Below are 14,631 nucleotides of genomic sequence, written 5' to 3'. Positions count from 1 at the left end.
CCGCGCCCCGGTCACACCTCCCGGGTACGGCGCCTGCCGGCCGCGCCCGCTCACCGTGTCCGGACCCGTGCCGGCGGGCCGGCGCGCCGGGGGTGCCCGTGTATGACGCCGTGGTGCTCGCCGGAGGTGCCGCGCGACGGCTGGGCGGGGCGGACAAGCCGGGGGTGAGCGTCGGCGGGCGGTCCCTGCTCGACCGTGTGCTCGGCGCCTGCCGGGGCGCGGGACGCACCGTGGTGGTGGGAGAGCGCAGACCCACCGCCCGCCCTGTGGTGTGGGCCCTGGAGCATCCTCCCGGCGGCGGTCCGCTGCCCGCGCTCGACGCGGGGCTGCGCGCACTCGCCCCGGAGTCGGAGACGGTCGCGGTCCTCTCGGCCGACCTGCCCTTCCTGAACGAGACGACCGTACGGGGGCTCCACGGCGCGCTGCTGGCGAGCGGGCGCGAGGCGGCACTGCTCCTCGACGCCGACGGCCGGGAGCAGCCCCTGGTGGCCGTCTACCGGACCGAACCGCTGCGCCGGGAGATCGCCCTGCTCGCCACCGAGTACGACCGCCTCGCCGGACTGCCGCTGCGGCTGCTCACCGCCGAGCTCGACATCATCCGCACCGGCGCGGAGCCATCGGCCGTATTCGACTGCGACACCTGGGAGGACATCTCCGCCGCACGTGCCCGGATCAGGGAGCATGGGCATGTGCTGGATGAATGGATCGCCGCGGTCAAGGACGAACTCGGCCTCGAACTCGACGTCGACACCGCGATACTGCTCGACCTCGCCAGGGACGCGGCGCATGGGGTCACCCGCCCCGCCGCGCCGCTCACCACCTTCCTCGTCGGATACGCGGCGGGCCGCGCGGGCGGCGACCCGGAGGCGGTCGCGGACGCCTGCCGCAGGGCCGCCGCGCTCGCCCGGCGCTGGTCGGAGGAGACGTCGCCGGCCTCGCAGCCCCCGTCGCCTCCGTCGCGGGAGCCCGGACCGGCCGCGAGCCCGGACGGCTCCGGGTGAGCGGCCGCAACCCGGGGGCACCCGCCCGGGAGAGCCTGCCGCCGGACGGTGCCGCCCCGGAGAGCGACCCGGACGGCCTGGAGGAAGCCCTCGCCCTGGTCCGCCCGCGGTCCGTGCGGCAGCCCGCGCCCCCGGCCGGGGCATTCGGGCCGCCCGGCGGATCCGGACCGGCCCCCGAGCGGCCCGCCCCGGAGCGGTCCGCCGACCGAGGCGCGCCAGCGGACCGGCCCCCGGCGGAGGCGGCGGAACGAGCGGCGGCGGACGAACCCGTGACGGAAGAGACGGAGACGCCGGAGCGGGGCGAGACCGGCTGGGCCGCGGCCCGTGAACTGGCCGCCCTGGCCGGACGGCGGGCGCGGGGCGGCGTCCGCCGCGTACCGCTGGAGCGGGCGCTGGGACAGGTGCTCGCCGAACCCCTGACCGCGCTCTGCGATCTTCCCTCGTTCGACACCTCCGCCATGGACGGCTGGGCCGTCGCGGGGCCCGGTCCCTGGACCCTGCGCGCGGCGGACACGATTCTCGCCGGACAGGACGGGCTGCCCGCGCTGGAGGACGGCACGGCGGTACGGATCGCCACCGGTGCCCGTACCCCGCCCGGCGCGACGGCTGTCATCCGCAGCGAGTACGCCCGGACCGACTCCGGTGAACGGCTGCTCCAGGCCCGGCGGCCGGTTGCCCAGGGCCAGGACATCCGGCTGCGCGGCCAGGAGTGCCGCTCGGGCGATTTGCTGCTCGCCACCGGAGCCCCGGTGACCCCGGCGGTACTGGGACTCGCGGCGGCAGCGGGCTATGACGAGCTCGCCGTGGTCCCCCGGCCCCGGGTGAGGGTGCTGATCCTCGGCGATGAGCTCCTCACCGAAGGGCTGCCGCACGACGGTCTGATCCGGGACGCCCTGGGCCCGCTGACCGGCCCCTGGCTCAGCGCCCTCGGTGCCGAGGTGGTCTCCACCCGGCGGCTCGGCGACGACGCCCGCGCGCTGCACCGGGCCGTGACCACCTCCGCCGCCGAGCTCATCCTCACCACGGGCGGCACCGCGTCGGGACCGGTCGACCATGTGCGTCCGGTGCTCCGGAAGGCCGGGGCGGAACTGCTGATCGACGGTGTCGCCGTACGGCCCGGGCACCCGATGCTGCTGGCCCGGCTCCCCGCCCGCGCCGACGCCGGCGGGACGGAATCCCCGGCACGCTTCCTGGTGGGGCTGCCGGGCAATCCGCTCGCCGCCGTGGCCGGACTGCTCACCCTCGCCCAGCCACTGCTGCGGGGCCTCGCGGGACTCCCGGTGTCGGATCCGTACCGCACCGAGGTCCGGGACGAGATCAGGGGCCATCCGCATGACACCCGGCTGGTGCCGGTCGCCCACCGTCACGGCCGGCTGGTGCCGCTGCACTACGACGGGCCCGCCATGCTGCGCGGAATCGCCGCAGCCGACGGGCTGGCCGTCGTGCCCCCGGGCGGGGTACGGGCCGGGGCCGAGCTGGAGGTGCTGGCCCTGCCCTGGGCGTCCCCGGTCCCCGGCGGCGGCCTGTGACGATGTTTCACGTGAAACACCCATCGCCGAAACGCCGCCGGCCGGGTGACATCCCGGCCGGGTGACGCCGCCGTTGGGCCTGCCGCCGACGGGGTCCGCCGCTGACCGGTCCGCCGCCGCTCCGGGAGACCTGGTCAGTCGTCCGGGTCCTCCCGGCTGATGGTGATCAGCTGGTCGCCGAACTGGAGCCGGCCGCACTCGGGATCGTCGTAGTCCAGCATCTTCTTCCTCCGGACCACGGCCACCACCAGATCGGAGCACTCCCGGGGCGAGCGTCCCACCTCGTTCTTCCCCACGGACCGCTCCGCGAGGTTCAGCCCGCTGCCCCGGGTCATCAGATCCTCCAGGGTGTCCGCCACATGCGGACTGGCCATCGAGACTCCGAGCAGCCGCCCCGCCGAACTGGAGCTGGTCACCACGGTGTCGGCGCCGCTCTGCTTCAGCAGCGGTACGTTCTCGTCCTCCCGGACGGCGACGACGATGGTGGCACGGCGGTTCAGCTGCCGGGCGGTGAGCGTCACCAGGGTGGCGGTGTCGTCCCGCTGCGGGGCGACGATCACCCGGGCGGCGCTCTGGAGTTCGGCCTTCAGCAGGGTCTTGGAGCGGGTGGCGTCACCGAGTACGGCCACCAGTCCATCGGCGCTGGCCGCGTCCACGACCTTCTGCTGGGGATCGACCACGACGATCTTGTCCTTGGGTACGCCCTGTCCGCGCAGCATCTCGATCGCGTGGCGGCCCTTGGTGCCATAGCCGACCACGATCACATGGTCACGCATCCGCGAACGCCAGCGGTGCACCCGGACCTGCTGGCGGGTGCGCTCGGTGAGGACTTCGAGGGTGGTGCCGACCAGGATGATCAGGAAGAGCACCCGCAGCGGCGTGATGATCAGGATGTTGGTCAGCCGGGCGCCGTCACTGACCGGGGCGATGTCGCCGTAGCCGGTGGTGGAGAGGGTCACCGTGGTGTAGTACGCCGCGTCCAGGAAGTCGACCTTCCCGTCGGCGTTGTCGCTGTATCCCGAGCGGTCGAACCAGACGAGCAGGGTGGTGACGACCAGAACCAGCATGGCCATGGTCACCCGCCGCAGCACCTGCTGGAGCGGCGGTACGGCCGCCTGGGCGGGCATGGTGATGGCCCGTCCCGCCTCGACATCCTCCCTGGCCTGGTTCTTCGAACGGGACCACAGGGATCGCAGGATGGAGATTCTCCTCGGTCCGGACGACTGTTGTCGCTCGTCCTTCATTGCATGTCCCCTCTGGCGCTCGTCCACATGGTCGGCTGTGGATGACCATGGTCCCCGATCCCGGCGGGCGTGCGTGGGCTTGTGCCCATGTTCCCGGTAGCGTCGTCCCTCCGAGGCCATGACGCGGGCCGATTTCACGGAAATGCTGGAGGCTTGGCGTGCGTGAGCACACTGTCATCGTCGGGTTCGGCACCAAGGGGCGTTCCGCCATCCAGACGCTGACCGCCACCGGTCTGAGCAAGGACCGGATCGTGGTCGTCGATCCCAGCAGTAAGGTGATCGCCGCCGCCGAGGCGGAGGGGTTCGCCGGGATCGTGGGGGACGCCACCCGCAGCGATGTGCTGATAAAGGCGGAGGTCCAGCGGGCCGGGAAGATCATCATCGCCACCCAGCGCGATGACACGGCCGTACTGGTCACCCTCACGGCACGGCAGCTGAACCGGGAGGCGAAGATCGTCGCCTCGGTCCGCGAGGAGGAGAACGCCCCGCTGCTCCGGCAGTCCGGCGCGGACGCCGTCATCACCAGCGCCAGCGCCGCCGGACGGCTGCTCGGACTCTCCGTCCTCAGCCCCAGCGCGGGCGCGGTGATGGAGGACCTGATCCAGCAGGGCAGCGGACTCGATCTGGTCGAACGGCCGGTGATAAAGGCCGAGGTGGGGCTGAGTGTCCGGGAGACCGACGATCTGGTGGTCAGCGTTCTGCGCGGACACCGCCTCCTGGGGTTCGACGATCCGGCGGCCGGCCCTCTCCAGCTCACGGACCGCGTGATCACCATCGTCCGCGCCGGCGGCTGACCCGCCCCGTCATCGGGCGGGCACCCGGCCGGTCCGCCCCGCCCCCGCTGTACGGCACGGGATCCGGCGCCGGTGGGCCACCGGGTGCGCGGATCCTCCCGGGAGTAGCCTCGCCGCCATGTATGCGATCACGATTCCGGAACCCGGCGGACCCGAAGCCCTGGTCTGGGCGGCGGCGCCCGACCCCGTGCCCGGGGAGGGGGAAGTACTCGTCGAGGTGGTGGCGAGTGCGGTCAACCGGGCCGATCTGCTCCAGCGGCAGGGACACTACGATCCGCCGCCCGGCGCCTCCCCTTGTCCCGGGCTCGAATGCTCGGGGCGGATCTCGGCGCTCGGGCCGGGGGTCGCCGGGTGGGCCGTCGGGGACGAGGTGTGCGCGCTGCTCGCGGGCGGCGGGTACGCGGAGCGGGTTGTCGTACCGGCCGGGCAGCTGCTGCCCGTGCCCCGGGGGGTCGATCTCGTCACGGCGGCGGCGCTGCCGGAGGTGACCGCCACGGTCTGGTCGAATGTGTTCATGATCGCTCACCTCCGGCCGGGGGAGACGGTGCTGATCCACGGCGGGGCGAGCGGGATCGGGACGATGGCGGTCCAGCTCGCCAGGGCCGTGGGCGCCCGGGTGGCGGTCACTGCGGGCGGGCCCGGGAAACTGGCTCGCTGCGCGGAGCTGGGGGCTCAGATCCTCATCGACTACCGGGAGCAGGACTTCGTGGAGGAGGTGCGCAAGGCCACCGCGGGGGCCGGCGCGGATGTCATCCTCGACATCGTCGGTGCGAAGTATCTGGACCGCAATGTCCGGGCACTGGCGGTCAACGGCCGGCTGGCCGTGATCGGGCTCCAGGGCGGGGTGAAGGGCGAGCTGAATCTCGCGACCCTGCTCGGGAAGCGCGCGGCGGTCACCGGCACCTCGCTGCGGGGGCGCCCGCTCGGGGAGAAGGCGTCCATCGTGGCGGCTGTCCGGGAGCATGTCTGGCCGCTGATCGAGGAGGGTGTGGTGCGGCCGGTGGTGGACCGCCGCTTCCCTCTCGACCGGGCCGCCGACGCGCACCGGTTCATGGAGTCCGGTGAGCATGTCGGGAAGGTCCTGCTGGTCGCCGGGTGACCCGCCCCGGCCCGAGCCGGGTGACCCGCCCCGATCTGAACGTGATGACACGCCCCGCCTCCAGCGGAGTGACCCGCCCCGGCCCGAGCGGGGTGACAGGCCCCCACCGGTGCCGGACGGCGTGCCCTTGCCGTCTCCCGCCCCCGGACGCGCCGAGGCCGGCGGGGCGATGCCCCGCCGGCCTCCGGCCGTCGTCGCCGGACCGGGCGCTCGGGCCGAGGGGGTCTCCCCCGGCCGGAAGCCGCCGTCTACAGATACGGGCCCGAGCGGAGCGCCCCGTGGTGCGGGCCGTCCTCGTCCTCGTGGGAGGCGCCCGGCGGGAGAGCCCGGCGCATCTGCTCCAGCTGGGCGCGGGCCGCCATCTGCTGGGCGAACAGTGCCGTCTGGATCCCGTGGAACAGCCCCTCCAGCCAGCCCACCAGCTGCGCCTGCGCGATCCGCAGCTCCGCCTCGGACGGAATCGCCTCATCCGTGAACGGCAGCGAGAGCCTTTCCAGCTCCTCCACCAGCTCCGGGGCCAGACCGTCCTCCAGCTCCTTCACCGAGCTGGCGTGAATCTCCTTGAGGCGCACCCGGCTCGCCTCGTCGAGGGGAGCCGCCCTGACCTCCTCCAGAAGCTGTTTGATCATGCTGCCGATGCGCATGACCTTCGCGGGTTGTTCCACCATTTCCGTCACCGGGACCTCGCGCGACTCGTCGTCACCGTCACCGCCGCCGAGTGCCATTCCGTCCTGGCCCACGACCAGCACATGCGGGCTCTCCTGCGACCGTTCATTCCTCGGCATCTCCATGCCGCCATTGTCTCGCACAAGTGCGTCACCTCAGGGGTGTGCCCCCGGACGGGAGTGATCATCCTCGTCCGGGGGCACCTGTGGGTCCGCGATCAGCCGCCGGTCAGTTGACCGCCCGCCGGGACAGTGCGCCGCGCGACCGGGTCACCAGCGCCGCGAGCAGCGCCGCGCCGATGGGCACCCCGATCAGCAGGACCGCGAAGGTCGGCCACGGCAGAACGATCGGGATCTCCTCCAGGGTGCCTCCCCAGCCGTTGGCGAGATCCCGGTCGTAGATGTCCTGCGCCTCCTTGCGCTCGGTGAACCGGAGCCCGACGGCCGGCAGCAGACCCGCCGCCGAGCCGAGCACCACACCCATCGCGGCCACCACCCCGCACTGGAAGCCGCTGAGCGTCCGGCGCACCCTGGGCGGGGCACCGATCGCGCCCAGCGTCTTCAGATCGGCCTCGGCATCGGCCTGGGCGAGACCCGTGGCGATACCGGCGGCGCCGATGGTGATCAGTCCGGCGAAGACCGTCAGGGCCAGCAGAATGACGCTGTTCTCGTCGATGAAGCCCCTCTCCACATAGAGGCGGACCTCGGCACCGGTCTTGTCCAGCTCCCCCTCCAGCCGCTGGCGCTGCTCGGAGGAGGGCATCGCGTCGGTGGAGTAGTACGCCCCGTACGGGACGGCGATCAGCCCGGCCTTCTTCGCCGTCGCCGGCGACATGATCACCGAGAGGCCGTACGCCTTCTCCGCGGGCAGCCGGAACGCGGGCAGTGCGGTGACGCGGCCCGGGGGCTCCTCGTTCTTCGCGTACGCGGCCTCGGCCGCCTTGCGGTCGGTGACCACCTTGATCCCGACATTCCCCTCGCTGTCGAGCAGGCGCCGCTCGAAGGAGACCGCCTTCCCGTCCGCCAGGGCGCGCTCGGCCTCGGCACTGTTCACCCCGAGCACCTTGAGCAGTTTCGCGTCGGCGATGGCCAGCCCGCTCTGGAGAGAGATGCTCGCGCCGCCCCCGCCCCCCTCGCAGCGCCAGTCCTTGTTCAGCTCGCGGATCTCGGCAGGGGTGAACCGGTCCTTGGGCTCCGCGTCGGGGCGGGCCGGGTCGGACACATGGAGCGGGCACTCGTTCGCTGCGGGGATCACCACGTGGTACTCGCCGCATTTGGCGTTGGAGTCGTAGACCGCGCAGCTCGCGTCCCCGACCACGGCCCGGTCGACATCGGCCCGCACATCGACGGGCAGCATCCGCTCCACGGTCGACCGCACACCGGGGACGTCCCGGCCCTTCTCCTCCTCCACCGAGACGGCGACCGAGCCGTGCGGCATCATCGCCTCGTACTGCGCCCTCGACTGCGCGGTGTCGCTGGCGGCATAGGTGGCCACCGCGATCGTGCCCGCGACGGCCGCCAGCACCGCCGCCACCGCCGGGGCCGTACGGCCCCGGTTGCGGACCGCGTCCCGCAGCGCGAGCCGGGGGGAGAGCGGGAGGAAGCGGCTGAACCGGCCGAAGAGACCGACCAGGACCGGGGTGAGTGCCACGACACCGAGCTCCGCGATGGCACTGCCGGCGGCGACCAGCAGGGTCTGGCCGGTCTGGACCGCCCCCCAGAGGGCGATGGCCACACCCACCGCCACGGCGATGAGGCCGATCGTGGGCAGTACCCGGTTGCTCCTGCGGACGCCGCGGCGGCCGGTGAGCGAGGCCAGGACCGACTGGCGGGAGGCGGTGACGGCGGGCACCAGCGCCGCCGCCAGCCCGGTGAGGACGGCGAGCAGCGCGATGCCGAGCAGTTCCAGCGGACGGACGTCGAAGGCGCCGAAGCGGGCTCCCGCGTACTCCTCCATCAAGGGCTGGACCACCAGGCTCAGCACCAGCCCCAGGGAGGTGCCGACCACGGCCGCCGCCGTGCCGATCACCAGACCGCCGGCGAGGACGATGGACCGGATATGGCTGCGGTCACCGCCATTGGCCCCGACCAGGCCGAGCTGACGGCGCGAGCGCCGGGCGCCGACGGCGAAGGCGGGACCCGCCAGCAGACAGATCTCCAGCAGCGCGAGGCCGACGATGGTGCCGGCGAAGGCCATCTCCTCGCCGCCCGAGGAGTAGTTGTTCTCGTAGTCCGGGTATTTCTGGAAGAGCGGGATGTCCGACGTGGCGGGTGGGTTCAGAACGACCTCACGGGAAAGGGCCGTGACGCCCTTGGAGTTGGCCTCCTTGACCATGTTCCACGTGAAACCACCCGGGACACTCACCAGATGAGTGGTGAGCGGTTCGGTGCCGGCCAGCCCCTGCTCGGCCAGCGCCTTGTCGAGCGGGGCGAGGAAGGAGCCGGGCAGGGCGTTGATCTGCTCCAGCTCCAGCTCGCCGGGCAGTTCGTAGGAGCCCACGATGGTGTACGTGCGGTCGAAGCCGCGCGCACTGATGTCCGAACCCACCTTCAGACCGCTCGACGTGAGGAAGGCGGAGGTCGCCGCGACCTCCTCGGGCTTCTCCGGCAGACGCCCGTCGAGCACGGTGAGCAGGCCCTTGGCCATCGGGTCGGTGGACTTCAGCTCCCGGATCTCCGCGCTCAGCAGACCGTGCGCGGTCCGGAGCTTCGCCCGGCCGGTGCTGTCGGTGAGCGAAGTGGCCCCGGCGGGCAGCGCCTTGGCGAGATCGGTCCTGCCCGAGGGGTAGGGCTCGTCCTCGAAGTCCTTGACGGTCCTCCAGACATCCTCCGAGGTGGGGTCCTGGAGCAGCGGTTCCCCGGACACTCCGGGATCGGTCAGCCGGGCGTCGGCCGAGCCCATGGTCCTGGTCAGCGTCTCCTCGGTGGAGAGCTGGAAGGTGCGCAGGGTGACGTCCGCCGCGCTGACACCGATGACGGGTACGGCAAGCATCGCCATGACCAGCAGGCTGCGCCCCTTGAAGCGCCAGGCGTCGCGGCGGGCTATGCGGATGGCGGCGAGCCAGGAGTGGTACCAGGATTTCACAGCTCGGCCACTCCCCGGCCGGTGTCCCCGGGGGCACCGGCGACACCGGAGAGCAGCGAGTCCGCCTGGCTGCGCAGGGTCTGGTCGACCACGGCCCCGTCCCGGAGGAAGACCACCCGGTCCGCCCAGGCGGCGAAGCGCGGTTCATGGGTGACCAGGACCCCGGCCGCGCCCTTGTCGCAGCGGGAGCGCAGCAGGGCGAGCACGGCCTCGCCGGTCTCGGAGTCGAGCGCGCCGGTCGGTTCGTCGGCGAGGACCAGCCGCCGGTCCCCGACCAGGGCACGGGCGATGGCGATGCGCTGCTGCTGACCGCCGGACATCTCGTCGGGGAAGCGGTCGGCGAGATGTCCCAGGTCCATCTCGGCCAGGGCGGCGAGGGCCTCGACCCGCGCCTTGCGGGCGGAGACACCGTCGAGTTCGCGCGGCAGGGAGACATTCTCGGCGGCGGTGAGCGCCGGGATGAGGTTGTAGTCCTGGAAGACATAGCCGATGCTGCGGCGGCGCAGGGCGGCGAGCTGCTTGCGGTTGACCGCGGTGATGTCGGTTCCCTCGACGATCACCCGCCCGGAGGTGGGCAGGTCGAGACCGCCCGCGATGGTGAGGAGCGTCGACTTCCCGGAGCCGGACGGGCCCATGATGGCGACGAGTTCACCGGGGTGGACATCCAGGGTGATGCCGCGCAGGGCGTGCACCTCGGTGGCACCGCTGCCATGGATCCGGACCAGTTGCTGAAGTTGCAGAACGGGCTGGTGTTGCTGCTGTGACTGCGGGGACGGAGACATGGACATGGGAAGGGTTCCCCCCTTGGGCTGCTGGGTGGTCGAGCGGAGGGCGCCGGAGAGCCGGGCCCTGGAAGGTTCGGGTGGGTGGCGCACATTCGGTGCGTCCCCGGGTGCCGCTGCCGGTTCGCCGGAGTACGGGCGCGGGCGGCGACGGCGGAGGCCGCGGTACGGCCCGCGGCCCCGCTCCCCGTGCCGCCGCCGGACCGCCGGTGGTCTCACCCGGGCGGTCCGGAGCCGACGCGGAGCCGGCCCGCGGATGGTTCGCGGATGGTGCGAATTCGCGGATGGTTCGCGGATGGTGCGCGGATGGTGCGAAGGAGAAGCCCGGAGCCGGACCGGGACAGGTGACCCGGCCCCGCGAGGAATCCGAGCCCCGGCCCGGAGAGGAATCCTGTGCGGAGAGGAATCCGGCCCGGAGAGGATCCGGCGCGGCGGCGAATCCGGTGTGGCGACGGAGCGGTACCGCCGGGTGGTTCGCCGTCGGCCGGTGGTTCGTGCCCGGCCCGCCCCGGAGAGCGGCCGGGCCGGGCCGGGCGGTCGGCGGGCGACGTCCGCCGGGCGGCCGAAGCGGCCGTCCTCCGCCCGCCCCCGCCCCTCGTTCCCGGAGAGGCGAGGAGGGGCCGTCGCCCTGGTCCTACGCGGTGGAGCGGCGTCCGGCCGGTCCCGTCCGCACCGGCTCCGCCGTGCCGTCCGGCGGGCCGGAGCCCCCCGTCCGTCCGTCCGGCGGCGGCCCGCCGGCCGCCGAGGGGGCCTCGGCTCCCCGCTCGGCGGCCGCCGCGGAGAGCCTGATGAGCCGGACCTCGCAGTGGTCGAGCCAGCGCGCCTCGGCCTCGGTCTGGAAGATCAGCTGCTCCAGGACGAGCAGCCAGGCCACATCGTCCCGCTCCTGGGAGCCGCCGCTCTCGATGGAGGCCAGTGCCTGTGTCTTGAGCCGGGTGTAGTCCTGCATCGCCCGTACGGTGTGGTGCCGCTGCGACTGGATGACCGCGCGGATGTCCACCCCCGGGGCCCGGACCGCCATCGCGAGCTTGATGGCGAGTTCGTCACGGGGCGGGCTGCTGCGGTCCACCGGTGTCCGGAACCAGTTCCGCAGCTCGGTCCGGCCCGCCTCGGTACTCGCGTAGAGCGCGTGGCCGGCCTCGTCCTCGCCGCTCTGCACGACCATGCCGTCGCGCTCCAGGCGGTTGAGGGTCGTATAGACCTGCCCCACGTTCAGCGGCCAGGTGGCGCCGGTGCGCGACTCGAATTCGGAGCGGAGCTGCGACCCATAGCGAGGGCCTTGCTCCAGAAGGGCGAGTAGCCCGTGACGGATGGACATACTCGGTATGTATACCCGGTATGCCGAAGCCCGCCAACCCTCGCCCGGCTGACTCCGGGAGTCCGTCTCAAGGGGGACCGCGCGGTGCGCGGAGCCGGGGAGCGGGGCGGACGGAGCGGGTGAAACGGAACATCCGGTACGGCGGCCGAGTCCGGCCCGCGCGGGGCTCAGCGCCCTCTCAGCCGTACGCCCAGAAAACCGATCCCCAGCCCCATCAGGGCGAGTCCGATCCCGAGCGAGAGCGGTGCCACCTGGTGTGCCGCCGGTGCCGCAGCGGTCCGCGCGGGGTACTGGACGGCCGCGGCGGGAGCGTCGGGGCTCAGGGCGGGGCCCGGTGGTTCGGCCGGCTCGCCGAGTCCGTCCGTCCCCGGTACCCCGTCCTCCTCGGGAGGGAGTACGGGACCGGCGGTCCGGACACCGGAGGAGTCCGCCGGGGCCGGTTCGCGCGGTGCGTCGGGACGAGACTGTGACACTCCGCCCCCGCTGGATGTGCCCGAGGGTTCGGCCGGTGGGGCGGTCGTGGCCGCCGAGGACCACCCCGTACCGTCCGATTCCCGGACGGATCCGGACGAGGATCCGTCCCCGGCCGGGGCGGAGGCGGATTCCCCGGGCAGCCGGGGGCCGTTGCCGGGCGCGGACCGCCCGGGACGCGGCCGTCCCTCACCGGCCGGGTGCCCGGCGAAGGAGCCGGAGGCGCTGGGTGCCGCCGCCGGGACGGCGGGCCGCGGTTCCTCCGCGTACGCCGCCGGGGCGGCCCACGCCCACACCCAAGCGCACACGGGCGCGAGAACGAGGACGACGACGAGGACGAGGGGAACGGCGGTGCGCCACCCCGGCCGGGCGCGCGGCCCTGGAGTCACTGGGTGACCCCCTCCCGTACCGAACCTGCCGAACGGACCGAAAGTACCGAACATTCCCTCAACGTGTGGAAAGTCCGGAAAGCTCTGTGCGGCGCCGAATCTGCCGGATGGGCGGATCGGGCGATGAGCTCAGCGTCACATGACGTAACAGGTCCGGCATCTCAGGAGATACGGGAGAGGGAATCACGGCCCCGCCGGCGGGCTCCCGGCCCGGCCGTGCGGCGGGTCAGCCCGCCTTGCCCGTGGAGACCTGGAGCTCGAACCGCTGGTTCCGCGGCTCGACGGCCGCCCGCGGCCCGGGGAACTGCCCGATCACGGTGTCCTTGGCCCACTGGGGGTCGTCCACCCGCTCCTCCGTCCAGGTCCACCCGGCCGCCCGCAGGCACTCCTTGACCGAGAGCACGTCCTTGTACCGCAGGTCGGGCCCCTGGACCTTCTTCGGGTCGCTGCTGTCCTCCATCGGGTCCGAGCACTTCTCCGGGTCGATCGTCCGGGTGCGGTCCGGCGCCATCACCCCGCCCGGCTTCTCGGAATCCCGGTCCTTCGGCACCTCGGGAGCCGCCGACTCCAGCTCGGTGCCGCGCAGGGTCTCGGCGCTCGTGTCGCTCAGCTGCTTGAGCAGACCGCCGAGCACCAGCAGGCCGGCGATCACCCCGGCCACGATGATCGCGGTGCGCCGGCCGCGCCCCTTGCGCCCGCCCGGCGGTCCGCCGGAGTGCGAGGGCACGGGCACGGCGGTGTACGGGGGAGGCGTACCGGCTCCCCGCCCGTACGCCGGGGCCGGTGTGTGCGGGCCGGGGGCCTGCGGATAGCCGTACTGCGGCGCCGGCCGCCGGCCGTACCCCTGCTGCCCCTGTCCGGGCACCGGATTCGGATACGGCGGCGGCGAGGCGGTCCCATAGGGCCCCTGGCCGTGCGGGTAGGGCTGCTGCGGATGCGGGTACCGCTGCTGGGGCGGCGCGGCCGACTGGTCCACCGGCGGGAAGACCGCCGAGGCCACCCCGGCACCGCTCGCCGCCGGAGGGCCGCCGATGATCACCGGCGGCGCGGGACGGCCCGCGGCGGCGGCCCGCGCACACGCGTCCCGCATCGCGGCGGCGCTCGGGAAGCGCTCATTCGGGTTCTTCTTCAGCGCCCGCGCGACCAGCGCGTCCATCGCCGGGGTGACCGATCGGTTGATGGACGACGGCGCGACCGGCGTCTCCTGCACATGCGCGTAGACGATCGCCAGCGGTACGTCCGAGGTGAACGGCAGCCGGCCGGTGAGGAGCTGGAAGAGCATGATGCCGACCGAGTACAGATCGGCCCGCGCGTCCACGTCCCGGCCCAGCGCCTGCTCCGGCGACAGATACTGCGGGGTGCCGACCACCATGCCGGTCTGGGTCATCGACGTGACCCCCGACTGCATGGCCCTGGCGATGCCGAAGTCCATCACCTTGACCACATCGCGCCTGGTCATCATCACATTGCCGGGCTTGATGTCCCGGTGCACCAGACCCACCTCATGGCTGGTGTCCAGCGCGGCCAGCACATCGCCCGCCACCTTCAGCGCCTTCTCGGCGGGCATCGCGCCGTGCCGGTGGACGTCCGCCTGGAGCACCGAGCCGAGCGGCAGGCCCTCCACGTACTCCATGACGATGTACGGCATCGGCGCCCCGGCACCCATCGGGGCGCCGTTCAGCAGAACGGTGTCCTCGCCGGTGTCGAAGACCGAGACGATGTTGGGATGCGACAGTTTGGCGACGGCCTGCGCCTCGCGCCGGAACCGCTCCCGGAAGGACTGTTCGCGCCCCAGCTCGGTGTGGAGCGTCTTGATGGCGACCTGGCGGTCCAGCGCGGCGTCATAGGCGAGATGGACCGAGGCCATGCCGCCCTCGCCGAGCAGATCGCGCAGCTGATACCGGCCGCCCGCCAGGGAACCGCCCGTATAACGGTCTCGCGCGCCGTCCTGGCTCATGACTGTGCATCCCCCTCGGCGGCGAACAACTGGTGCGGAACGGTGGTGTCACCGGCGGTGCGGGCGCCCCGCCGCGAGCCCCCGGGCCCCTGTGCGACCCGACGCGGGATCTCCGATGATCCGCGCGCGTGATCCTCATTGTCAGAGGGCCAGTCTGCCCGAGGGGTCCGGCACGTCAAGCCGGGTGCCCGTTCCGTGACCGTACGCACAGCAACCCACCCGTAAGCGTCACAGGTGTGGCACGAAATGTGCGTGGCCGTGCTCACAGCCGGTTTGCCGACCGGTCCATCGCCGCCG

At 73.0% G+C, this 14,631-nt stretch carries 10 protein-coding genes and 1 pseudogene; 4 read left to right on the top strand and 7 right to left on the bottom strand.

Going from position 1 to position 14,631, the window contains the following annotated elements; genetic code table 11:
- The first annotated feature begins 92 nt into the window (after positions 1-92).
- Positions 93-1,001, top strand: coding sequence for a DUF6457 domain-containing protein (locus tag AAFN69_RS02425; RefSeq protein ID WP_347726523.1), 909 nt, complete (start codon positions 93-95; stop codon positions 999-1,001).
- Complete coding sequence (locus AAFN69_RS02420; protein WP_347726522.1) at positions 998-2,530, top strand: molybdopterin molybdotransferase MoeA; 1,533 nt, start codon at positions 998-1,000, stop codon at positions 2,528-2,530. The genes AAFN69_RS02425 and AAFN69_RS02420 overlap by 4 nt, the downstream gene beginning before the upstream one ends.
- Before the next feature lie 134 nt (positions 2,531-2,664).
- On the opposite strand, the gene AAFN69_RS02415 is transcribed toward AAFN69_RS02420, so the two are convergent.
- Positions 2,665-3,774 carry a potassium channel family protein gene (locus AAFN69_RS02415; protein WP_347726521.1) on the bottom strand — a complete coding sequence of 370 codons (1,110 nt, stop codon included), beginning with the start codon at positions 3,772-3,774 and terminating at the stop codon, positions 2,665-2,667.
- A gap of 140 nt (positions 3,775-3,914) precedes the next feature.
- Between AAFN69_RS02415 and AAFN69_RS02410 the strand changes: the two are divergent.
- Positions 3,915-4,568 (top strand): annotated as a pseudogene (locus AAFN69_RS02410) (NAD(P)-binding protein); the annotation flags it as partial.
- A 118-nt stretch (positions 4,569-4,686) separates the two neighbouring features.
- Positions 4,687-5,667: an NAD(P)H-quinone oxidoreductase gene (locus AAFN69_RS02405; protein ID WP_347726520.1), complete on the top strand. Its 981-nt coding sequence runs from the start codon at positions 4,687-4,689 to the stop codon at positions 5,665-5,667.
- Between the two features lie 248 nt (positions 5,668-5,915).
- On the opposite strand, the gene AAFN69_RS02400 is transcribed toward AAFN69_RS02405, so the two are convergent.
- From AAFN69_RS02400 to AAFN69_RS02375, 6 genes are all read right to left on the bottom strand, one after another.
- Entirely contained in the window at positions 5,916-6,458 is a 543-nt protein-coding gene (locus AAFN69_RS02400; RefSeq protein WP_347726519.1) for a bacterial proteasome activator family protein, read from the bottom strand.
- Between the two features lie 103 nt (positions 6,459-6,561).
- The gene (locus AAFN69_RS02395; RefSeq protein WP_347726518.1) at positions 6,562-9,417 is read right to left on the bottom strand and encodes an ABC transporter permease; all 2,856 of its coding nucleotides are present in this window, start codon (positions 9,415-9,417) and stop codon (positions 6,562-6,564) included.
- On the bottom strand, positions 9,414-10,205 hold the full coding sequence (locus tag AAFN69_RS02390) for an ABC transporter ATP-binding protein (RefSeq protein ID WP_347726517.1): 792 nt from the start codon (positions 10,203-10,205) through the stop codon (positions 9,414-9,416). The genes AAFN69_RS02395 and AAFN69_RS02390 overlap by 4 nt, the downstream gene beginning before the upstream one ends.
- A 628-nt stretch (positions 10,206-10,833) precedes the next feature.
- Complete coding sequence (locus tag AAFN69_RS02385) at positions 10,834-11,517, bottom strand: PadR family transcriptional regulator (protein WP_347726516.1); 684 nt, start codon at positions 11,515-11,517, stop codon at positions 10,834-10,836.
- Between the two features lie 167 nt (positions 11,518-11,684).
- On the bottom strand, positions 11,685-11,990 hold the full coding sequence (locus AAFN69_RS02380) for a hypothetical protein (RefSeq protein WP_347726515.1): 306 nt from the start codon (positions 11,988-11,990) through the stop codon (positions 11,685-11,687).
- 613 nt (positions 11,991-12,603) lie between these two features.
- Entirely contained in the window at positions 12,604-14,334 is a 1,731-nt protein-coding gene (locus tag AAFN69_RS02375) for a protein kinase (protein WP_347726514.1), read from the bottom strand.
- Between the last annotated feature and the right edge of the window lie 297 nt (positions 14,335-14,631).

It is taken from the genome of Streptomyces sp. CAU 1734, assembly GCF_039888735.1.
GTDB lineage: Bacteria > Actinomycetota > Actinomycetes > Streptomycetales > Streptomycetaceae > Streptomyces.
Note: the sequence above shows the minus strand (reverse complement) of the source record. Positions and strands in the feature narration are given on the sequence as shown.

Excerpts from the sequence above, each read along its gene's own strand:
- AAFN69_RS02415 (WP_347726521.1), bottom strand. The coding sequence starts at position 3,774 with ATGAAGGACGAGCGACAACAGTCGTCCGGACCGAGGAGAATCTCCATC.
- AAFN69_RS02405 (WP_347726520.1), top strand. The coding sequence starts at position 4,687 with ATGTATGCGATCACGATTCCGGAACCCGGCGGACCCGAAGCCCTGGTC.
- AAFN69_RS02400 (WP_347726519.1), bottom strand. The coding sequence starts at position 6,458 with ATGGAGATGCCGAGGAATGAACGGTCGCAGGAGAGCCCGCATGTGCTG.
- AAFN69_RS02390 (WP_347726517.1), bottom strand. The coding sequence starts at position 10,205 with ATGTCCATGTCTCCGTCCCCGCAGTCACAGCAGCAACACCAGCCCGTT.
- AAFN69_RS02385 (WP_347726516.1), bottom strand. The coding sequence starts at position 11,517 with ATGTCCATCCGTCACGGGCTACTCGCCCTTCTGGAGCAAGGCCCTCGC.
- AAFN69_RS02375 (WP_347726514.1), bottom strand. The coding sequence starts at position 14,334 with ATGAGCCAGGACGGCGCGCGAGACCGTTATACGGGCGGTTCCCTGGCG.